The following is a 21,242-nucleotide window of genomic DNA, read 5'->3' on the forward strand; positions in this document are numbered from 1 at the left end:
AATAAATAAACCTGAGAATGCGGTTCTTTACACTTTTTGAAGAACACCGACCGGTACTCTTCAAAAAGTAAAAGCTCAATACACGTTCGCTTTTTCCGTTTTGATTTGTTGATATTTATTCCAGACTTTTCGGGCATATATCATTCGCTGCGGATAATTCTCTTTTTTCAACCCTGCGTTATATGCACCGACTGCTTCCCAGTTATAACCATATACTTTTATCATGCTGGATAAGATGGATGCCCCCACCATAATCGACGTGCACGGTTCGGAAATAAGTCGAGACTCATCAATCCCCTGACGCTGTAACTCGCTAAAGTGCGTACTATTAATTTGCATTAACCCCACATCTCTTGAACCATCGCGATTCCAACCCACGGCATACGGATTCATGCCTGATTCCACTTTCGCAATTGCGTATAATAAATACGGATCGACGTGATAATAATGCGCCACGTGATCCCAGCAATTTGCAAAAACACTTTGACTAACGATGAGTAATAAAAGTATGAAACGTTTCATTTCTTTACCTGCTTATTGAATTACATCCCTCTCTTTGCGCACGAATTATTATTGTTTATGATATTGGCCACACCCGAAGTGGGGTGTGGCCAACGTATTGCGGGATGATATCAATCCCGCAATTTCAGGCTACGAAGATTATTTGCAGTCAGTTGACGCGCCTTCTTTCACCCATACATCGCTTTTTGCCGGGTTATCACCACGGGTCCACCACTTCGCACGGTATACAGAACCGTTATACGTGGTGGTTTCACCGCCGTTATAAACCACATCTGAACGCCAGTTCATTTTCACCTGGCTTACCAGTTCCCATGCGTCGACATCGAAGCCTGGCTTGTTGCCCTGAGTCCAGTACTTCGCTTTCCATACCAGGTTTCCGCTGCTGACGGTATCGCCAGTGTTGTAAACCTTGCTGGAAGACCATGCCGCATATTTGCTGGCATTCGCATCAACAGGGGCGTCACAGCTGCCGGTCGTCGCATCACCAGACGGCGGGGTCACTTCATCAGCAGGCGGTGTTACCTCGTCAGCAGGCGGCGTTACCTCGTCAGCAGGTGGTGTAACGTCTTCAGCCGGAGGCGTCACATCTGCTGGTTTTGGTGTTACCACGACCTGGACGTTGGACTGAACGCTGGTTTTACCATCGCTGACCACAACGCTCAGCGTGTAGGAGGTCTCATTGCTCACCTCTGGCGCGGTGATGTTCACGTTCGCCGTATCAGTACCGGTAGCGTGCATATCCGCTGGAACGCTCCAGGCATAGGTCAGCGCATCGCCGTCTGGATCCGCAGCCTGAGCATGCAGGGCGTAAGTATCACCCGCCTGCAGCGTTACCGCTTCCATCTGGTTCACAACCGGCGCCTGGTTGGCTTTCGGTGCTTTGTTCACTACCTGCACATCAATTGCGTTGCTCAGGCCTTTAGCGTCAGTCACCGTCAGGCGGAACACCAGAGTCTGGTCGGAAGTCGCAGCTGCAATGTTAAAGGTCGCTTTCGCTTTGGTGCTATTGGCAATAGTGACCGATGGGCCAGAAACCTGAGTCCATTTATAGGTAATTGCATCACCATCTGGATCGCTGGAAGCAGAACCATCGAGCGTAACGGTTGCCGGGCCAGAGATGTTCTGGTCAGCAGATGACGCGATTGGCGCGTGGTTGGTTACAACCGGGTCGACCGGAGTAGAACCGCCCATCAGGCTCTCGTTCATCGCGTTCAGGATATCGCCGGTATCAGAATCGATAGACCATGCGAAGAGACCGCCCAGGTTATTCGCCAGCACGTACTTACCTTTTGCGGTAGTAGAACGCGCATCTTCATAAGAGATCAGGTCACCGGTGGATTTGTTGAACACATAAGGCGCTTCAGCCGTTGCGTCGTAACCGGATTCCCAGCCTGGCTGACCTTTGTATTCGTTAACAATCTGACGATAGTCAACCACGCCCGGTTCCCAGGTGCCTTTCACCATGCCGGTTGCGGTACCGGTGAATGGATTATCGCCTGTGTAGCCATGCACACCCGTCCAGCCGCGGCCATACATGCCCGCACCCACCACGATCTTGCCTGGCTGTACGCCCTGCTGCAGCAGCGCGTTAACGCCGTTTTCAGTGGTGTAGCTGGTGTCTGGTCTCCAGGACGGCGCACGCAGCGCAGCCTGATGGCCCAGCTCGGTGTTGCTCCAGCCGCCGAAGAAGTCGTAGCTCATCAGGAAGATGTGGTCGAGATCTTTCTGCGCCGTGGTGTAATCCACGTCTTCAATCTTATCTTTACCGGCCCCGATGGCGCTGGTCAGTTCATAAGTACGGCCAGTCTGCGCAGACAGTTCGTTCAGCATGGTACGAAGATCGTGAATCAGCGCGGTATAGGTGGCTTTATCCTGCTGCGGGTTGCCTTTGGTTTCAGTCACGCCGCCGCCGCCCGGGAATTCCCAGTCGATATCTACGCCGTCGAAGAATTTCCAGGTTTGCAGGAAATCTTTAACAGAAGAGACGAAGCGCGCGCGAATAGCAGGGTCGCCCATGTGGTAGAACGGATCGGACAGGGTCCAGCCACCGATGGAAGGCAGCACTTTCAGGTCTGGATGCGCTTTTTTCAGCGCCATCAGCTGGCCAAAGTTACCTTTGTACGGGTCGTCCCAGTTAGAAACGCCAGACTGCGGTTTTTGCAGTGCAGCCCATGGATCGTGGATCGCCACGGTAAAGTCCGGGCGGCCCTGGCAGTCACGCTGAAGCACTTCGAAGCTGTTACCGCCTTCAACGGTTTTCAGACCGTCGTTGATGCCGTCACCGCCACAGATTGGAATGAAGCCGTACAGGATGTGGTTCAGGTTAGCTGCCGGAATTTTATCAACCGGGAAGTTACGACCGTACACGCCCCATTCAGGGAAATAGGCCGCAACCACTTTATCGGTATGCTTAGCGAAGGTTTTGTTGTTCTCCTGCATCGGCGCATTTAGCGGCAGCAGGTGGCTACCGTCGGTATCTGCAACGATGATCAGCTTGCTGGCGCTCTTCGTGCAGCCGCTGGTATTACAAAGTTCAACCTGCTCCTGATAACGTCCGCCCTTTTTCACCTTGAAGGTCGCAGAGCCGTTCGCGCTGCCCGCCCCTGTCCAGACGGTATTACCATCCAGCAGCACTTTTGCCGAGGTTGGTGCATCACCGCTCCAGACGTTCCACTCGACTTTTACATCCACACCATCGTTGTGCACTTTAACGAGGTTGTTGTAGTCCTGTGCCGCCTGGTCGACTTCAACAAGCGCAAACTTGTCATTGCCATAGCCGATAGTCGGCGTACCTGGTGCCGCTGCAAATACAGAGCTTGTTGCGGCTGCAACAAAAAGCGCCAGATATTTAGGCTTCATAAATTTCATTTATATTTCCTGATAAATTTATTCGTAACGTTAATAACCCATGTCTTCCATGAGAACATGGCGTGTTTTCGCGTAATGCGTATTTAACCAACCTGAAAACCATGACAAAAAAGTGTTGCTGCGTTGTATTCCTCCATAAAAATATACAAGCCCAAATTCCGTGTAGCTTATATCCCTTACGATACACTGAGCGCAAAGAGACGTCCTTCTCTTCCACCATCGAAAAAATTTATAAAAAAACTTGACCTGAATATTTAAAATATGAAAGCAAACTGCTGCGCAATAAACACCACTATTCCAGCAAATGAGAGATACGGTCCGAAAGAAATAGTGAGGTTATTTTTATTTAAATAAGTTAAAGCGAAATAACCGACAATACCGCTCAACGCGGCGATTAATTCCAGCGAGGGCAATGCCTGCCAACCACACCAGGCGCCCAGGGCCGCCAGCAGCTTAAAATCACCATATCCCAGCCCTTCCCGTCCGGTGGTCAGGCGAAACGCCCAGTACAGCAGCCAGAGAGACAGATAGCCCGCCACGGCGCCGAACAGCGCATCGCACAGCGGCAGCGTATGGTCAAACGCATGGAGTAATAATCCCGCCCACAACAGTGGTTGGGTCAGGCAGTCCGGCAGCAGCTGGTGCCGCCAGTCGATCATGGCAAGGGGCAATAAAAACGCCGCCAGCAGCCACAGGGAGAACAATGACTGGACGTTCGGCATACTCCAGGCGGTAATGCCAAAAAACAGCGCGGAGAAAAGTTCGATTAAAAATATCCGCAGCGGAATAGCGGTGCCGCAGCGGCTACAGCGTCCGCGTAAAACAAGCCAGCTGACCAGTGGGATATTCTCCCAGGCGGCCAGCGCGTGCCGACACGCCGGGCAGTGCGAGGCCGGGTACAGCAAATTGCCGCCGCCCTCTTCGTCCATCACCATGCCCGGTACGCGCTCGGCGACGACGCCCAGAAAGCTCCCCACAATACCGCCCAGGATCGCGCTCATCACCGGGAACCCCACCGGGTAAACGTCCCGCATCAGCGCGAAGGTATTCATGCGGTTTTGCTCCAGGTGAGCTGCACCTCGGCTTTTACGTCGCTAAGATGATCGACCGGCGTAAGGTTCATTTTTTGCAACCTGACGCCGGAGGTCTGGTTAATTTCCCGAAGCCAGCTTTTTAATTCATACACATTTACGCGATTAACGACGAACGATAAGGTTTGTCCATCCTGACGCACATCCGACAGAGGAAGATTAATTTCCTGCGCGCTGCGCTCCACCACCGTACGCGGATTATCCGTTTTGACGATCTGAACCTGGAGATGATTTTTATCTATTTCACTGCGCATCCAGTTCAGCGTCTCTTTTTGTCTGGTCAGTGTGGCTTTACTATTTTGAATCATATTATCCAGCGGGATTATGCCTGCGTAATAAACGACAGAGCCCAACAGGGCTATGGCACATATTTTTATGATAACTTTTTCTCTGGCACTGTAATTCTGGTAACGAGACTTAAGCTGCGTGATTCGCTCTTTCATTTATATTTCCCTGCGATCATGGCGGTATAAGGCGCAGTGGTGGAAACAGGCTGTAAGGTGAAATCAAAATTCTCACCGGCCTGATTCACAAACGTCTGCAACGCGGTTTGAGTTTGCGCAGTGACGCTCAGCGTCAGCGTGTTTTGCCCGGCATCATATTCCAGCAGATCGATTTCCATTTCCGGCACGTTCTGCCTGGCTTTTTCCAGTTTTTCAAGCTGCAAAAATACCCCTTTGGTCTGCTTCTTCATGTTTTGGCCAAAGTGATATTTGATGTTGGTCTGCTGGTGCATGCTGGGAAAATGGTGCTGGTAAACCTGAACAATTTCCTGCTGAATGGCATTCTCCTGCTGCACCAGCATCCAGGCCATGGCGACGCGCGGGCCCAGCAACAGGCCGAGAGAGATCAGGCCCGCTGCGGCCATCGCCGCTTTGATGCCCTTCGAGGCTTTATCCGAGCCCGCTTTCGCGCTGAATTCACCGTGCAGGAGCGTAACGCGGCAGGCGTGCCACTGCGGCTGGATCAAGACCAGCGGATGCTGCCAGGGGTGCTCGACGTCAACGTCGACGCCAGCAGGCGCGTCACCGTAGCAGCACACGTTGCCCTCGCCGGCTTTCTGCATCAGAAGGGGCAGCAGGCTGGCCTCCATTTCGCTGGCGACATGCGGCGATAAACGCAGCCAGTAGCCGTCGTCCAGGGAGACAAGCGTGCTTCCGCCCGCCGTCAACGGCAGCAGCCAGGCATCCGGCAGCGCCTGAATGACCTTTAATCCGGCATGCTGACAGCGGGTTAACCAGCCGCGCAGACAATCGGCGTCGATGGCCACTGCGTCAACCTCGGCACCCTTTTTGTTTAGCACCGTCCAGTGAAGGTTATCTACGTCACCAATCAGCGTCTCTTCCGCCATCCACGAGAACGCCGTCGCCTGCGAGGCGACTTTCTTCGGCAGCGTAAAGTGGCGGAAGATCATGCTGCTTGCGGGCAGCAGCAGGCAAACGCGGGCGGCCAGAGGATGGTCCGCCAGCGCGTCCAGGCTCTCCAGCACCTCAACCTGCTGGCTGCCGGAGACACACCACATTATTTTCCCGCCCTCGCGGCTGTCGGGACGAACAAAAAGGACCTGTTTCATAGCGTTCTACTTTTCTTATTCAATCATTCGGTAACGACGTTGCCACGTCACGATCTCACCGGCTTCGTTATTCACCTGAAGCTGGCTCACCACGCGAAGCGTTAATTCATCGGTATTGCCGGTATAATTGACGCGGAAATACCGGCTATTAATGGAGAGAAAGTCGGCCACCTGCGGGAGGTCGTCTTTTAACTGCGGGAAGGTCTGCTCCAGCGCTTTGCTGAAGGTTTCCATATTTTCCCAGCCGGTTTCAGGACGCGATTCAATCAGGCGAACGGCATCATCTTCATTGAGTTTTCCCGGGAACAGGGCGGCCAGTAGGGCGGCCTGCTCCGGTTTCAGGGTGTTCACATCCACCTTGCTGGCGGAGTCCGGCAGCGCGCACAAGAGCTTGCTCACCTTCGGGTAAGCGGCAGCCGGGAACGCAGGCAGCAGCTTGATCTCGGCAACCGTGCGCATCATCTGGTTCGCCGGTTGACGCGCGGGCACCACGCCAGCCCAGGCATCGGTCTCGGCGCCCTCTTTGACCGTCGTCGTGTCGCCATCGAGATAGTCCACCAGTTGCAGATACACCTCTTCCGCGTTGGTCTGGCTCAGGCCGCTCTCCGTCAGAAGCTGTTCAACAATCTGCTCTCTGCGGGGCTTTTCCGGCACCGTTGGGGCATTTTGCCCCTGCGCCATTTTTTCGACCGCCAGCAGGTTGTTGACGTTAAAGCAGTCCTGCGCGTCTTCCACCTGGCTGACCACCGTATAGTCTTCGCCCCGGGTTTCCAGCGGCTGATGCCAGTCGCCGTCGAGGGAGAGCGGTTTGCTTTCCCCGCTGGCGTCGGTCTGCAGCCTGTCTTTCACCACCTTTTCCTGCGCCTGCATCGCCCAGCGCAGCTGCTGCTGGCTTACCTGGTAATGCGTTTTTTGCAGGTTGCGGCAGAACTGCTGGCTGATTTTGGCGGCCAGCGCCGACATCATCACCAGCAGGATCAGCACCACCAGCAGCGCCACGCCTTTCTGTTTGCGTAATGCACTCATGATTTTGCTTCCGGTGCCGGTGGCGGTGCGTTTTCTGGGGCTGCCGCGGCCGCTTCAGGCAGATCGCCCGGGGTCGTAAACACCCAGCGCCAGGTATCGCCGTTTTCCATGGTCAGCGTCAGCTCCACGCCGTCCGGCAGGTGCGCCGGGTCGCTCCAGCTTTTCTGCCAGCCCTGACGGTAAAAACGCCACTGGAGTGATTTCACCTCGCTGACAATCGGCACCTCGTCGGGTTTGGCGTCCACCGGGCCGTCAATCACCGGCCAGACGTCGCGGTACAAACGCCCCGCTTCCAGCCGCCAGCGCACGCGCTCCAGCTGGACCGTTCCGCTTACGCCGTTCAGCGTGGTCAGCTCAATTGCATCGTCCACCTGACGGAACCGATCCGGCTCGTTGCGCGGCGCGCGCGCCTGCAGCTGGTAGAAATCGCGCTCCATCAGGTTCCAGGCCCGCTGGAGCTGATTGAGCTTCGCCGCGCTGGCATCGGTGGCCGAACTGGTGCGCATCGCCCCGTCCAGAATTTGCCAGGCCAGGGTGCTGATCACCGCAAAGATGGTCAGCGCAATCATGATCTCCAGCAGGGTAAAACCGCGCTGGCGTCGGGTTCTCTTCACTTGCTCTCTCCCGGCCCAACGATCTGCAGCGCGATAACCGGCTGGCTGTCGTCGCCTTCCGCATACACGCGGATGGCGTTAGCCCAGCCGCTGTCGGCGGTTTTGACCCGCTGCTTGCGCCAGTTCCAGCTGCGTCCGCCCATGATTTCCGTTCCCTGCTGCTCAGCATCCGGGAAATCGGTTTTCGCGAGCTGCGCTTCTGCCAGCTGATTCTCAGCTACCCAGCTCGCCTGCAGCGTGTCGGCCAGCCCGTGGGTAAAACGCACGTTCAGGGAGACCGAGTTCATCAGCGCCAGCGCGGCGGTGGAGAAGATCACCAGCGCGACCATCACCTCCAGCAGCGTCATTCCCGTTTGCCTTTTCTTTCCGTTAGCCATCGTTTTCTACCGATACCGGGGCCGCGCCTTGCGACACCACGCGGAAATGGTGCTGTTTGTCATAGCTTTGCAGCGTCAGCGTGAAGCGGCTGATTTCGCCATCCGGCAAAAAGAGTACCTGCGGCTCGGAGGCGACCGTCGCAGCCAGACGCTGCGGCGAGAGCGAAACGTGCATCTCCTCAGGGAAATCGCCTTTGGTGGTAATACGGCCCGCGGATAACGGCACCCAGCGGCGCTCGCCGTTTTTATCCTCGAGCGTCACCAGCTGATAGTTATCCGGGGTTATCACCAACCCGACGATATTTCCGTCCATCACCGCACGGTCTGAACCATAATCAACGAGGGCTTTTAATTGCTGGCCAAATATATCCGCACCGCTGCGCGAGGGTATTGTTGACACAACCATCATGGCGCAGCCGGCAAATATCACCAGCGCCAGAATAATTTCCAGCAACGTAAAGCCGCGTTGATGTTTCATTATTTCTCTTTCTTATCCAGAGACCAGTTCGTAATATCATCGGCGGTATTGGCCTCACCGTCCGGACCGGCTGAGAAGACGTCAACCGCACCGTGTTCGCCCGGGCTCACCAGGATATAATCTCCGCCCCACGGATCCTGCGGCAGGCGGCGAATATAGCCGTCGGTGCGGTAGCCGTTAGGAATAGGCGCGATTTCAGGTTTGGTCACCAGCGCCTGTAAACCCTGCTCGGTTGTCGGATAACGGTGGTTATCCAGCTTGTACATATCCAGCGAACCTTCCAGCGCGACAATATCGCTGGTTGCTTTTTGCGTATCCGCTTTTTCTTTATTGCCCATTAAGTTTGGCACCACCATACTCGCTAAAACGCCGAGAATAACGATCACCACCATTAATTCGAGCAACGTAAAGCCCGCCTGGCGAGCCAGGCGTTTTCTTTTTATAGCCATGATTTAACCTACCATATTATTAAGTTGCAGAAGCGGTTGTAATATTGACAGCACGATGAATAAAACAATCGTCGCCATAGATACCACCAGCGCCGGTTCAAATACCGACAGCGTTAACGTAATGCGATGCTGTAATGCCGATTCCTGGTTTTCCGCCGCGCGGTCCATTAAATTGCCTAATTCCCCGCTCTCTTCGCCGGAGGCAATCATGTAAAGCATGGTTGGCGGGAATAATTTCGCCTGTTCCAGCGCCGCGTAAAGCGATGCCCCCTGGCGCACGGTATCCGCCGCCTGCTCCAGCACCTCCCGGGCGTAGAGGTTTTCGATACCGTCCATCGCGATATACATCCCCTCCAGCAGCGGTACGCTGCTGGCCTGCAGAATGCTCAGGGTGCGGATGTAGCGGGCACTGTTGATGGCGCACACCAGCTTTTTAATCGGCGAGCCGTTCACCAGCCAGCGGTTCCAGCGAAAACGGTTTTTGGCATTCCTGAGCCAGGTTTTAAAACTGACAAACCCACCGCCCAGGATCCCGACAATATAGATGCCGTAGGCCTGCAGGAAATCGCTCACCGCAATCAGCGTGCGGGTGGTGATCGGCAGCTGCTGCTTCATGTGGGTGAACTGTTCGATCACCTGCGGCACCACCGCCACCAGCAGAATGCTGATGACAGCGATGGCCACTACCGTCAGGGTGATCGGGTAGACCATCGCCTGCGTCAGCTTGCTTTTCATCTTCTGGCGCTGCTCGTTGTACTCCGCCAGCTTCTCCAGCACGTCGCCCAGGTGGCCGGTCTTTTCACCGGCCATCACCAGCGTGCAGTAGAGCTTGTCGAAGGTGCGCGGAAACTGGCTGAAGGCGTCAAACAGCGTGTGCCCTTCCACCACCTTTTCACGAATTTCCACCACCATCGCCGCCAGCTTTTTGTCTTCCGTCTGCTTCGAGATCGCCTTCAGCGCGCTTTCCAGCGGCAGCGCGGCGTTGACCAGCGTGGAGAGCTGACGGGTAAACATCGACAGCACCGGCGTGGAGAGCTTTGCCCCGGTTTTTGCCTTACCGGACGCCGCCGCCTCGCGGGTTTCGGTGATAGTGACAGGCATCAGCTTTTGCTCGCGCAACATCTGGCGAACCTGCTTTTGCCCTTCGGCCTGCAGCGTGCCGCGCCGGGTTTTCCCCGCCGCATCCGTCGCCGTCCAGGCGTAGAAGGCCATTATTCATCCCCCCCGCGCTCGGCGGTGACGCGCATCACCTCTTCCAGGGAGGTTACGCCGCCGATCACCTTCAGCAGCCCGTTTTCGCGCAGGCTGTAGGCCTGCTTAAAGAGCTGCGTTTCGATGGACATCTCGTCCTTATCTTCATGAATGGCCCGGCGCATGGTGCTGTCCACGACGAGAAATTCATGAATACCGGCGCGCCCCTGATAGCCGCTCTGGCGGCAGTGCTCGCACCCCACCGCGCGATAGATCTTTTTAGGCGGCGCGTCCATAAAGCTGAACAGCGCTTTTTCATTGGCGTCCAGCGGACTGGTGGTCCGGCAGTGGGTACACAGCCGACGCACCAGACGCTGGGCAATGACACCGAGCAACGATGAACCAATTAAAAAGGACTCCAGCCCCATATCGCGCAGGCGGGTAATCGCCCCTGCGGCGCTGTTGGTGTGCAGCGTAGACATGACCAGGTGACCGGTGAGCGACGCCTGCACCGCAATTTGCGCGGTTTCGCCGTCGCGAATCTCCCCGATCATCACCACGTCCGGGTCCTGACGCAGAATGGCGCGCAGCCCGCGGGCAAAGGTCATGTCCACGCGCGGGTTAACCTGCGTCTGCCCCACCCCTTCCAGCTCGTATTCAATCGGGTCTTCAACGGTCAGGATGTTGCGTTCATGGCCGTTCAGCGCCGAGAGAATGGCGTACAGAGTGGTACTTTTACCGGAGCCCGTTGGCCCGGTGACCAGGATAATGCCGTGCGGGCGGTCAATCAGCCCCTTTAACTTCTCCAGCTCTTCATCAATCAGGCCCAGCTTGTTGATGTCGGGCTTCAGGTTGCTTTTGTCGAGCAGGCGCATGACCACGCGCTCGCCGTACTGGGAGGGAATGGTCGACACGCGCACGTCGATGGCCTTGCGGCCAATGCGCAGGGAGATACGGCCATCCTGCGGCAGGCGCTTCTCGGCGATGTCGAGCTTTGACATGACCTTGATGCGCGACACCAGCAGCGGCGCGAGCTTTCGCGCCGGCTGCAGCACCGGGCGCAGCACGCCGTCGACGCGAAAGCGAATGCTCAGCGTGCGCTCGAAGGTTTCGATATGAATATCCGACGCGCCGTCTTTCACCGCCTCGCCGAGAATGGCGTTGATCAGGCGGATCACCGGGGAGTTTTCGTCGTTATCGAGCAGATCTTCGTTATCCGGGATCTCCTCGGTTAACGCCATCAGATCGATATCCGCGTCCATGTCGTCCACCAACTGCTGAGACACACCGCTGCTCTGCTGCCAGATCTTAGCCAGCAGTTCGTCAAAGGCTTCCGGCGTCAGGGTCACCGGGACGAACGCGCGTCCCAGCACCCGGCGCACCTCCAGCAGTGCAAACGCCGGGGTGTCTTCACGGATATAGACGTCGTTGTTGTAAAACAGAACGCCGTTATCTTTTGCGTAGCTGCTGCTACACAGGGTTTTAGTCAGTTCGTCCACGGTGCCCTCTCCGCCTTAGTGTTTAAACGGATTGCGCGGCGCGCTGGCGCTGGTTTTTACCGGTGCAGCGCTGGCGTCAACGGGAAACGCAGGCAGTACCGCGTTATCCGTGGGTTCGATAATGCCGAGCTTTTTCTCTTCCACGCGCTGCTGCTGGCGGGCGCGGATCTGGTCATATTTCTCTTTCGACGCCGCGCTGTAGTTGTCGTCGTCGCGCAGGACGGTGGTATGGATAAACACCATCAGGTTGCGTTTCGACGTATCCTGCGAGGTATAGCGGAACAGCTGGCCGACCAGCGGGATATCGCCCAGCAGCGGCACTTTGGAGACCGACTGCTTGGTAACGTTTTCCATCAGGCCGCCGAGCACCACCGTCTGCCCGCTGTGCACCATCACTTCGTTGTTGATGGTGCGGGTGTTAAAGGTTGGGCCGAGGCTGGCGTCTTCCGTCGCGCTGTTGTCGACGCTGGAGACTTCCTGCTCGATCTTCAGGTGGATCATGTCGCCGTCGTTGATTTGCGGCACAATTTTCAGCTTGGTACCGACCGTCTTACGCTCAACGGAGTTAAAGACGTTGTCGCCGCTGGTGGTCTGCGAACCGGAGAGCACCGGCACATCCTGACCGACGTTGAACGACGCCTCTTTGTTATCCAGCGTGACCACGCTTGGCGTGGAGAGAATGTCGTTTTTGCCGTCGGTGGAGAGCGCGGACATCAGCGCCCCAAAATCACCGTTAAAGAAGCCGGTCGCCAGGCCGGTGAAGCTCGCCCCCTTCATGGTGCCGTTCTTGATCTGGCTGATTGGCAGGCCGGTGGAGCCGAACTGCACGCCGCCGTGCTTGCTGGTCCACTGCACGCCGAGATCCAGGCCGTTACCGTCCTGCACTTCAGCAATGATCGCTTCCACCAGCACCTGCGGACGGCGGATGTCGAGCTTGTCGATCACCTTCTCCAGAGAGTTCATCACGTTAGGCTGGGCGGTGATCACCAGCGAGTTGGTTGACTCGTCGGCGCTGATGTTCAGATCGCTGGACGCGGTGGCGGTTTTCGCCTTCGGCGTGCCGGCCTTGTCTTTCAGCTGTTCGCCAATCCCGGTGAGAACCGGCACCACCTTCGTGGCGCTGGCATATTTGAGGTAGAAGACGCGGGTATTTCCCTCGTTGTTCTGCTCGCGGTCCAGCTGCTGGATCAGGGAGCGGGTACGCATGCGCGCATCTTCCGAGCCGCTGATCACCAGGCTGTTGGTTTCGTCATCCGCCACCACTTTGGTCGCCAGCTGCGGCGCGTTCTGCCCCTTCTGCTCTTCGTTGTTGAGGTTGTTCAACATATCCGAGAGCTCTTTGGCGGAGGCAAAGCGCAGCGGCACGATCTCGCGGCGCTGAATACCGTCTTTATCGACGCGCTGCACCAGATCCACCAGGCGGTTCACCACCGAGGCTTTACCGGTTAACAGCAGCACGTTGGACGGCTCGAAGTGCACCACGTTGCCGATGCCGGTGGCATCGTTGAGCTGGCGGAGCAGCGGAGCAAGTTCGCGTACCGGCACGTTTTCCATGCGCACCACGCGGGTGATAATCTCATCGCCTTTGCCCGGGTTTTTGCTGTCCGCCAGCGGCACGCCGGCGGTGCGGGCTACGCTTGAGCGCACCACTTTCACCATGCCGTTATCCATCGGGATCACCGACAGACCGTACAGGTCCAGCACGCTCAGGAAGAACTGGTAATACTCATCTTCCGTCAGCACGTTGTAGGTTCGCACAGACACCGAGCCCTGAACGGACGGATCGACGAGAATGGTTTTGTTCAGATTGCGGCCTACCGTATCGATAAACTCGCGGATATCGGTATTTTTAAAGCTCGCGCTAAAGTTAGCTGCAAGCAGCGAACTCGAATATAACGACAATGCGGTCAGCGCCACGCACGCCCATGGAAATTTCTTCATGTTTGTACACTTGTTAATTGTTTAGAACATTAACCCGAATATTTTCAAGGTGAGCGTGACGCCTGACGACGACCTCCGCTTCTTTCATTTTCGACCAGTTGGCAATAATACTTTTTGCCTTAGCTTCATCGGTCATATCGACAGCGTTCACTTTTACGGCCACGTCACCCTTTTCCAGCCCTGAATGGCTGTAGAAGGAAGAGGCATTCCTTGGATTAATGTTGTAGCCTTCCAGCTGGCCCTTTTCGATTAACGGCTTTAACACCAGATAATCATTCAGATGCACGCTTTCCGCGCCTGCATCTTTCGTCGATTTGGTCACCGGGCCGCTGTCAACGCCGCCCTTAAAATAATCAGGTTTATTTAACGCCAGTACCTGCGTAGCACCTTCGTAATTAACCACCACATTGTCTTTATTAATTTCCTGAATAAAAGCATCGTTAAAACCGATCAGCGGCTCGCCTTCACGGTAGCTCTTCTGGCCACCCGGCGTTTTGATGACGGCGAACGAAAGCCAGGCGTCATCGCTGCGAACAATGCCTTCAATCTCCGCTGCCAGCGGGGCGCTTACCGCCGTTGCCGTGTTGTCCTGACGTACCGCTGCCGTGAAAAGGGTGAATGTCTTTTCGTCATGACGTTTTTTCAGCGGCTGCGCATCAGAATTAGCCAACTTATTCGTAACTTTTTTATAATCTTTAAACGTCAGATACCCTTGCTGGCCGCAAAAAATTAGCAGCACAAACATAATGCAAGGCGTTATCCACCGTGACAGAAATGAGAACCTCATTTTTCATCTGGCCTTTAACAAAGCGAAAATAAGCAGCGTCGTGCTGCGCCAATATGTGAGCAAAGAGTAATTTCACGCTGTAAAAACGACCACTGACTTTGCCGCTAACTTTCATACAGAAAAATATTGACCGTATAAAATCCAGATGTTAGGCCTCACCGGCAGGATATTTTTACCCTGTGCGCAAATTGACCACTCTATAGCGTTGCTTTAGTTTCTCGTCCTGTTGCTATTCCTAATCAGAGACGGTAAGTCGTTATGTATCAGAGCCACTTTAATTTTAAAAATCCGCCCTTTCGGAAAATAACCCGGTTATCCGGGGATTTTCTGGTGCCTTATCATCAGGACGTGTTCAACCTGCTGAAAGAGAAAACCCAACAGGCGGGGATTACTGGGCTCTTTGCTGACGATGCCCCGCTGCTGGGCCAGTTCAGCGATGCCCTGAAATCCGCTAATCCCGGCGTGCTTGCCATCAACGCGTTTCCAAAACTGAGTGCCAGTAGCCTGCTGTACAAACTCAACCCGGGAACGAAAGAGAGCAAGAACCGACTTCAGGCAGTGGATGCCGTACTGCACCAGTGGCAAGGGGGGAAAAACCGGACGAAAGTGCTGGTGATTACCCATACCGAGGCCATGAAGGACACCTGTCGGGAGGTGCTGGCGATGCTGCTGACCCGCGCGCAGGAGATGGAGTTTCGCCTGTCCATCGTGCTGATGGGTACTGCGGATCAGGACGCCGTTCTGATGCAGCAACCTGAGCTGCGTGAATATGCTCATACCCGTCACTCCCTGCGCCCCCTTACCTGTCGGGAGTCTCTCAGCTACGTACAGGCGCAGTATGAAGAGCACGGGTGCGAGAATGCGCCGCTCACCCCGACGCGCGTGCGCAAGATGCATGCGCTAACCAAAGGGAATATCAGCAAGCTCAATGAACTGGCGCACCTGTCGATGCTGGCCGCCTGGACCGAACGTGCAGCCCAGGTCAGCCCGCGTCATTTACGGCTGGCGGCGGGCGAGACGCTGCCCGCGAAAAAACACGGTAAGCGCCTGGCTACCGTCGGTTTATTCGCGTCCGTGCTGTTCGCCGCCTGCGGCTGGTATTTCACCTCTTCGATCGGTGCAAAACTTCCGGTTCAGCTCCCGGTGCCGGTGAGCTGGAAACAGCAGACGCCGCACGTTCAGGCGCCGGTGGTGCCGGTTATCGACAACGAGGTGGTGAATCAGCCGGATGCGATGCATCAGCTCTATCTGATGTGGGGGTATGACGCCTCGGCGGACGATGCCCTGTGTCAAAATGCCGCGAAGGTGAACCTGATGTGCAAGCAGGGGAACGCTTCACCGGACGCGCTGGCGCAGGAAGGCTATCCGTGGATAAGTGAGCTGAAAACCGGCAACCACCTCAACTATGCCGTGGTCGCTCGCGTCGGGGATAACTCACTCGACCTGCTGATGAACAACCGCACCTGGCAGGTAAGCCGCAGCTGGTTTAACCAGCATGCCACCGGGAACTATACGCAACTGCACCGCCTGACGCCGGAAGGCAAAGACGCCATCAGCGCCGCCAGCGATGCGAAAGACATGGGTTGGCTTGACCAGCAGCTCAGCGTGGCTCTTAACCAGCCCGAAACCCATGCCCAGACCTGGACGGCGGAGATGATGAAACGCACCCGTGAGTTCCAGCAGCAAATGCATCTGCATGTGGATGGCATTCCAGGGGAAGATACGCTGATGCAGTTAATGCGTGAAACCCATTCCACGCCGAGCGTATTAATACAGGCCTCGCGTTCCACACCGGACGCTAAAAAGCAGGAGAAGCATTCCTGATGTCTACCATCTGTCTTGCTGCCCAGCGCAGCTACACTACCGGGGAGGCGGTCTGGTTTTCGTACCGCCTCCCCAGCCTGAGAAAAGTCTTCGGCAACGCCTTTTTATGGACGTTGGGCCTGTGCGCCATGCTGATGGCGGGCATGTACGCGCATACTTACTGGAGCCTGCGTCATCCTGCGCCGGAACCGGTAAAAAAAGCGAGCGTCGCGAAACCCGAAACGCAGCTTTCCGATATGCACTATGTGTATGTGAGCAAGCCGTTCCCGCATCCTCATCCGAAACCGGCCCCGGTGCAGGCTGACGTTCCCGCCATGCAGGATCTGCCGATTAACAGCGACGATGCCGACTGGCAGCAGGCGCCCGACGGCGCCGAACCGCACGATACGTCGCGGGATACGTTACCCGGCACCGAAGCGCATGAAGTCGCGCCCGCCAGCGCAGGCAGTGAGGATGCCTCTTTAACCGAGTTGTTTAAGCAGGCGTTAAAAGAACAGGAGCAAGATTATTCGCAAGGCAAAATTCCCGCGCCGCCGGTGGACGAAACGCAGGATAATTCACAGTCGAGGGTGCCACATAAGGTGGATGACCGATCGCCTTTGAGTCAGAAAGGCGATCGGCTGGAGTAATTAATATTTTTCCGGCAACGTTGTCAGGTTAAGGAGTCGTCCTTTTTCCACAACAATATATTGACCTTTTTTCAGGTCGGAGAGGATTTTAATAATGGTACTACGCGCCAGGTTGGTGTATTCCTGAATATAATCATAAATATTAATATCACGCTGATGATGAACAATCAGTTCATTAATCTCGTATAAGAATTCACGCACAACGGCGTAAGCGCTGCGGGCAACCAGCACATCGTCACGTTTGCTCAGCATGCAGATGTACCAGGAGAGCACTTTGGTCAGTTCAGGCCATAAATTGTTGTCCGTCATCAGCTGCGCGAAGACCTCTTTCTTGATCGAGCGCACCACGGTGTTGCCGCGAACGAGGCCGTACATATGGGTTGCGTTGTAGTACATAGCAGAAAGACCAAAAATGCACTGGCCCGTCACCGTGAACATACACAGTTCGTCGGATTCGCGTCGGAATTCAACTTCACCGCTGACGATAATATGAATATATTGTGAATCAGACGTGGATATTTTTTGCCATTTTTTTAAGGTTTTCTCTTCAAATCCTGACGTTGCAGAAATAATGGTTTCCATTTCATGTTGCGGACGTAATTTTTTTGCATAGATGCTTAACATTGTTATACCCGATTTAAGATGTGAAATTTAAAAATGCAGGCGCAAGGCAAAAGAAGCCTTACCCTCGAATATTTTCCTGGTGAAGTTCTCAAGGAGAAAAATAAAGAATAACTACGATATATTTATTTTGCTGAATTACTTAGCAAGCTATGTGTCTATCTTAAATCCGGATAATTTTAAGTCAATTAACTAAAAATGAATTGAGTTTGTACTTAAGATTAATCTGAAGGAATCAAAGAAAAAACTACCCATTCGGGGGTATCCCGAAGGATCACCCCTGCCCGTACTTCTCCAGAAGGGCTTCGGCAATGGCCATCGTTTCGACGTCCGCGACGCCGTTCCACAGGTCAGGCCGGAAATGCATCTGGAACGCCGTGATGATGCGCTTTTGCTCCGCCGGGGTGCTGTCAACCGGCACCTCATAGCCATACCGCGCGAGGAGATCGAGTAATGCCCCGGTGTCCACCTGCTGATAGCGCGGACGCCCGTTTATATAGAACGCGACGCGCGCCGGGTCGGGCCATGCGCCAATGCCCTGCAAAGCAAGCTGTCGCCACGGGAACAGCGGACCAGGGTCGTCTTTGCGCTGCGGAGCGATGTCCGAATGGGCCACCACGTTTTCAGGCCTGATGTTGTAGCGGGTAATAATATCTTTGGCGAGCGGCACCAGCGCCGCAATTTGCGCAGGCTCAAACGGGGTAAAGTGCTTAACGCCAGACGCTTTTTGCCAGCCGCGGTTCTCCAGCTCAATGCCGACAGACGTATCGTTGATGCGGTTGGTGCCGCGCCAGAAGCTGATGCCCGCATGCCAGGCCAGTTCGCTCTCGGGTACCAGCTGCCAGATGCGCGGCTTACCGTCCGGTGCCGGGGGCTTAGCGGGGATCAAATAGTGAGAGCTGACGTTCTTATCCGTCAGCGTGGCCAGCGAGCTGTCAAAATCATCTGCGGTGTAGTGGATCACCAAGACCTTGATGCGCGGATAAGCCGCCTGCGCCTGATGACGCGTATCCAGCTCGTAGGCGCCTTTGTCGATGATCCCTTTTTCGGTGGCACATCCTGCCAGCAGCAGCGCCAGCAGGAGTGTTGCAAACGAACGCGTCATCGGAGGGTTTTCACCGCCGTACCGCTTACGCTCACCATCAGCATGCTGGCATCTTTCCCGACCGTTTCGTAGTCGATATCAATCCCCACGACCGCATCAGCGCCGAGGGCTTCCGCCTGCTCGCCAAGCTCTTTAAAGGCGATTTCGCGCGCTTTACGCAGCTCTTTTTCGTATGCGCCCGAGCGGCCGCCAACGATATCGCGGATACCGGCAAAAAAGTCACGGAAGATATTGGCGCCGAGGATCGCTTCGCCGGTAACCACACCGCAATACTCGGTTATTGTCTGCCCTTCCAGGGTTGGCGTTGTTGAAAACTGCATGGTTTCTCTCCTTCTTTAGCGTTCAATGCCTTAGGCACAGCATTATCGGTTCGTTACGCTATGATTGAAAGGATAGTTAATAAATAAGGAAATCAACATGCGCTATTCTGCTTTAACACTTTTCGTGCCCTGCGCGCTGGTGCTCAGCGCCTGTACCACCACGGTCACGCCAGCCTTTAAGGATATCGGTACCCGCAGCGGCCCCTGCATCGAGGGCGGCCCGGACACCGTGGCGCAGCAGTTCTATGATTATCGCATTCAGCACCGCAGCAACGATCTCACCGGCCTGCGCCCGTATCTGAGCGACGGCCTGGCAAAACTGCTTAACGACGCCACCCGCGATCCGCAGCATAACGCCCTGCTGAAATCCGATCCGTTCTCCAGCCGCGCCACGCTGCCGGACAGCGCTGAAGTCGCCAGCGCGTCAACCATCCCGAACACGGATGCCCGCAATATTCCGCTGCGCGTGAAGCTGACGCAGGGAACCCAAACCTGGCAGGATGAAGTGCTGATGATCCGTGAAGGACAGTGCTGGGCGGTAGACGACGTGCGCTACGTGGGCGGCAGCGTTCATGCCCCGGCAGGCACGCTTCGCCAGTCGATTGAAAATCGCTAAACCCGCCGATACAACCGAGTAACCCCCGTAAAATGTGCGGCATTTCTTGCGGAATGCCGACATTTATACTCGCCGACCTTACCGCTCGCTATTTTGTGCTATGTTTAAGAGGAAACACGGGTTATATTTAACTTTTAACGCAGAAATATTGCATAACTATTCTGTCAACGGTACTATCTGCGGCCTCAATTGCTATAGATTGCCTGGATGAGTAAAGACTGCCCCGATGAGTATTAAACTAAACGGCATTAACTGCTTCTACGGCGCACACCAGGCGCTGTTTGACATCACGCTGAACTGCCCGGAAGGCGAAACGCTGGTTTTGCTTGGCCCAAGCGGTGCAGGCAAAAGCTCCCTTCTGCGTGTCCTTAATCTGCTTGAAATGCCCCGTTCAGGTACGCTGGCGATTGCCGGTAACCATTTTGATTTCGCGAAAACGCCGTCAGATAAAGCGATTCGCGAACTGCGTCAAAACGTCGGCATGGTCTTCCAGCAATACAATCTTTGGCCGCATCTGACCGTCCTGCAAAACCTGATTGAAGCGCCGTGCCGCGTGCTGGGGTTGAGCAAGGATCAGGCGATCGCCCGTGCCGAAAAGCTGCTGGATCGTCTGCGTCTTAAGCCTTACAGCGACCGCTATCCGCTGCACCTTTCCGGCGGTCAGCAGCAGCGCGTAGCCATTGCCCGCGCGCTGATGATGGAGCCTGCGGTACTGCTGTTTGATGAACCAACCGCGGCGCTGGACCCGGAAATTACTGCCCAGATCGTCAGCATCATTCGCGAGCTGGCGGAAACCAATATTACGCAGGTTATCGTCACCCACGAGGTGGAAGTGGCGCGTAAAACCGCCAGCCGCGTGGTGTACATGGAAAACGGCTATATCGTTGAGCAAGGTGATGCGAGCTGCTTCGCGAACCCGCAAACCGATGCCTTCAAAAACTATTTATCTCATTGATTGTGTCAGGGGAAATATAATGAAAAAAGTATTACTTGCCGTGCTGCTTGCTGGCGTTACCCTTTCCGCTACCGCAGCTCAGACCATTCGTTTCGCCACGGAAGCCTCTTACCCTCCGTTTGAGTCCATTGATGCGAACAACAAAATTGTTGGCTTCGACGTGGACCTGGCTAACGCCCTGTGTAAAGAGATCGACGCGACCTGTACCTTCAGCAACCAGGCGTTCGACAGCCTGATCCCAAGCCTGAAGTTCCGCCGCATCGACGCCGTGATGGCCGGTATGGACATCACCCCGGAGCGTGAAAAGCAGGTGCTGTTCACCACCCCTTATTACGACAACTCCGCCCTGTTCATTGGTCAGAAAGGTAAATTCACCTCTGTCGATCAGCTGAAAGGTAAAAAAGTCGGCGTGCAGAACGGCACCACGCACCAGAAATTCATCATGGATAAACATCCGGAAATCACCACCGTTCCGTATGACAGCTACCAGAACGCGAAGCTGGATCTGCAAAATGGCCGTATCGACGGCGTATTTGGTGATACCGCGGTCGTGACCGAGTGGCTGAAAGCGAACGACAAGCTGGCGCCAGTGGGCGACAAAGTGACCGATAAGGATTACTTCGGTACCGGTCTGGGGATTGCCGTTCGTCAGGGCAACACTGAGCTGCAGCAGAAATTCAACGCTGCGCTGGAAAAAGTGAAGAAAGACGGCACCTACGAAACCATCTACAAAAAATGGTTCCAGAAGTAATTCCT

General features: G+C 55.2%; 22 protein-coding genes. 5 read left to right on the forward strand and 17 right to left on the reverse strand.

All coding sequences use genetic code 11. The features are described from left to right. Window positions 1-75: 75 nt before the first annotated feature. The 14 genes from iagB to gspC form a co-directional block, all read right to left on the reverse strand. A complete protein-coding gene (gene iagB / locus V4835_RS16370; protein WP_331412859.1) occupies window positions 76-522 on the reverse strand; it encodes a type III secretion system invasion protein IagB in 447 nt (148 codons plus the stop codon). A 138-nt stretch (window positions 523-660) separates the two neighbouring features. Then, entirely contained in the window at window positions 661-3,390 is a 2,730-nt protein-coding gene (locus tag V4835_RS16375; protein WP_331412861.1) for a glycosyl hydrolase family 18 protein, read from the reverse strand. 254 nt (window positions 3,391-3,644) lie between these two features. Continuing rightward, a complete protein-coding gene (locus V4835_RS16380) occupies window positions 3,645-4,442 on the reverse strand; it encodes a prepilin peptidase (RefSeq protein WP_331412862.1) in 798 nt (265 codons plus the stop codon). Next, window positions 4,439-4,924 (reverse strand): type II secretion system protein M, encoded by a 486-nt coding sequence (locus tag V4835_RS16385; protein ID WP_331412863.1) that lies wholly within the window; start codon window positions 4,922-4,924, stop codon window positions 4,439-4,441. The genes V4835_RS16380 and V4835_RS16385 overlap by 4 nt, the downstream gene beginning before the upstream one ends. Then, window positions 4,921-6,054: a type II secretion system protein GspL gene (gene gspL, locus V4835_RS16390; protein WP_331412864.1), complete on the reverse strand. Its 1,134-nt coding sequence runs from the start codon at window positions 6,052-6,054 to the stop codon at window positions 4,921-4,923. Before gspL ends, V4835_RS16385 begins: the two co-directional genes overlap by 4 nt. Window positions 6,055-6,069: 15 nt before the next feature. Next, on the reverse strand, window positions 6,070-7,080 hold the full coding sequence (gspK, locus tag V4835_RS16395; RefSeq protein WP_331412865.1) for a type II secretion system minor pseudopilin GspK: 1,011 nt from the start codon (window positions 7,078-7,080) through the stop codon (window positions 6,070-6,072). After that, entirely contained in the window at window positions 7,077-7,694 is a 618-nt protein-coding gene (gene gspJ, locus V4835_RS16400) for a type II secretion system minor pseudopilin GspJ (RefSeq protein ID WP_331412866.1), read from the reverse strand. The genes gspK and gspJ overlap by 4 nt, the downstream gene beginning before the upstream one ends. Next, on the reverse strand, window positions 7,691-8,071 hold the full coding sequence (gene gspI, locus V4835_RS16405; RefSeq protein ID WP_331412867.1) for a type II secretion system minor pseudopilin GspI: 381 nt from the start codon (window positions 8,069-8,071) through the stop codon (window positions 7,691-7,693). Before gspI ends, gspJ begins: the two co-directional genes overlap by 4 nt. Beyond that, window positions 8,064-8,549 (reverse strand): type II secretion system minor pseudopilin GspH, encoded by a 486-nt coding sequence (gene gspH, locus V4835_RS16410; RefSeq protein WP_331412868.1) that lies wholly within the window; start codon window positions 8,547-8,549, stop codon window positions 8,064-8,066. The genes gspI and gspH overlap by 8 nt, the downstream gene beginning before the upstream one ends. Next, window positions 8,549-8,998 (reverse strand): type II secretion system major pseudopilin GspG, encoded by a 450-nt coding sequence (gene gspG, locus V4835_RS16415; protein WP_331412869.1) that lies wholly within the window; start codon window positions 8,996-8,998, stop codon window positions 8,549-8,551. Before gspG ends, gspH begins: the two co-directional genes overlap by 1 nt. Window positions 8,999-9,001: 3 nt before the next feature. Beyond that, a complete protein-coding gene (gene gspF / locus V4835_RS16420) occupies window positions 9,002-10,210 on the reverse strand; it encodes a type II secretion system inner membrane protein GspF (protein ID WP_331412870.1) in 1,209 nt (402 codons plus the stop codon). Continuing rightward, complete coding sequence (gene gspE / locus V4835_RS16425) at window positions 10,210-11,688, reverse strand: type II secretion system ATPase GspE (protein ID WP_063144461.1); 1,479 nt, start codon at window positions 11,686-11,688, stop codon at window positions 10,210-10,212. The genes gspF and gspE overlap by 1 nt, the downstream gene beginning before the upstream one ends. A 15-nt stretch (window positions 11,689-11,703) precedes the next feature. Beyond that, window positions 11,704-13,629 (reverse strand): type II secretion system secretin GspD, encoded by a 1,926-nt coding sequence (gspD, locus tag V4835_RS16430; RefSeq protein ID WP_331412872.1) that lies wholly within the window; start codon window positions 13,627-13,629, stop codon window positions 11,704-11,706. Window positions 13,630-13,642: 13 nt separating this feature from the next. Next, the gene (gspC, locus tag V4835_RS16435) at window positions 13,643-14,374 is read right to left on the reverse strand and encodes a type II secretion system protein GspC (protein ID WP_331412873.1); all 732 of its coding nucleotides are present in this window, start codon (window positions 14,372-14,374) and stop codon (window positions 13,643-13,645) included. 300 nt (window positions 14,375-14,674) lie between these two features. Between gspC and V4835_RS16440 the strand changes: the two genes are divergently transcribed. Next, window positions 14,675-16,240, forward strand: coding sequence for an ExeA family protein (locus tag V4835_RS16440; protein WP_331412874.1), 1,566 nt, complete (start codon window positions 14,675-14,677; stop codon window positions 16,238-16,240). After that, the gene (locus V4835_RS16445; RefSeq protein ID WP_331412876.1) at window positions 16,240-16,869 is read left to right on the forward strand and encodes a hypothetical protein; all 630 of its coding nucleotides are present in this window, start codon (window positions 16,240-16,242) and stop codon (window positions 16,867-16,869) included. The genes V4835_RS16440 and V4835_RS16445 overlap by 1 nt, the downstream gene beginning before the upstream one ends. On the opposite strand, the gene V4835_RS16450 is transcribed toward V4835_RS16445, so the two are convergent. From V4835_RS16450 to V4835_RS16460, 3 genes are all read right to left on the reverse strand, one after another. Further along, window positions 16,870-17,493, reverse strand: a complete 624-nt coding sequence (locus V4835_RS16450; protein WP_063144466.1) for a helix-turn-helix domain-containing protein — start codon at window positions 17,491-17,493, stop codon at window positions 16,870-16,872. Window positions 17,494-17,764: 271 nt separating this feature from the next. Continuing rightward, on the reverse strand, window positions 17,765-18,595 hold the full coding sequence (locus tag V4835_RS16455; RefSeq protein ID WP_331412878.1) for an N-acetylmuramoyl-L-alanine amidase: 831 nt from the start codon (window positions 18,593-18,595) through the stop codon (window positions 17,765-17,767). Beyond that, window positions 18,592-18,915: a heavy metal-binding domain-containing protein gene (locus tag V4835_RS16460; RefSeq protein ID WP_023310944.1), complete on the reverse strand. Its 324-nt coding sequence runs from the start codon at window positions 18,913-18,915 to the stop codon at window positions 18,592-18,594. Before V4835_RS16460 ends, V4835_RS16455 begins: the two co-directional genes overlap by 4 nt. Before the next feature lie 97 nt (window positions 18,916-19,012). Between V4835_RS16460 and V4835_RS16465 the strand changes: the two genes are divergently transcribed. From V4835_RS16465 to artI, 3 genes are all read left to right on the forward strand, one after another. Then, entirely contained in the window at window positions 19,013-19,531 is a 519-nt protein-coding gene (locus V4835_RS16465) for a lipoprotein (protein WP_063144468.1), read from the forward strand. A 226-nt stretch (window positions 19,532-19,757) separates the two neighbouring features. After that, window positions 19,758-20,486, forward strand: coding sequence for an arginine ABC transporter ATP-binding protein ArtP (gene artP / locus V4835_RS16470; protein WP_023310942.1), 729 nt, complete (start codon window positions 19,758-19,760; stop codon window positions 20,484-20,486). A 19-nt stretch (window positions 20,487-20,505) separates the two neighbouring features. Beyond that, window positions 20,506-21,237, forward strand: a complete 732-nt coding sequence (artI, locus tag V4835_RS16475) for an arginine ABC transporter substrate-binding protein ArtI (protein ID WP_008500032.1) — start codon at window positions 20,506-20,508, stop codon at window positions 21,235-21,237. Window positions 21,238-21,242 lie beyond the last annotated feature (5 nt).

This window comes from Enterobacter cloacae complex sp. CARB60, assembly GCF_036487345.1.
GTDB lineage: Bacteria > Pseudomonadota > Gammaproteobacteria > Enterobacterales > Enterobacteriaceae > Enterobacter > Enterobacter asburiae_D.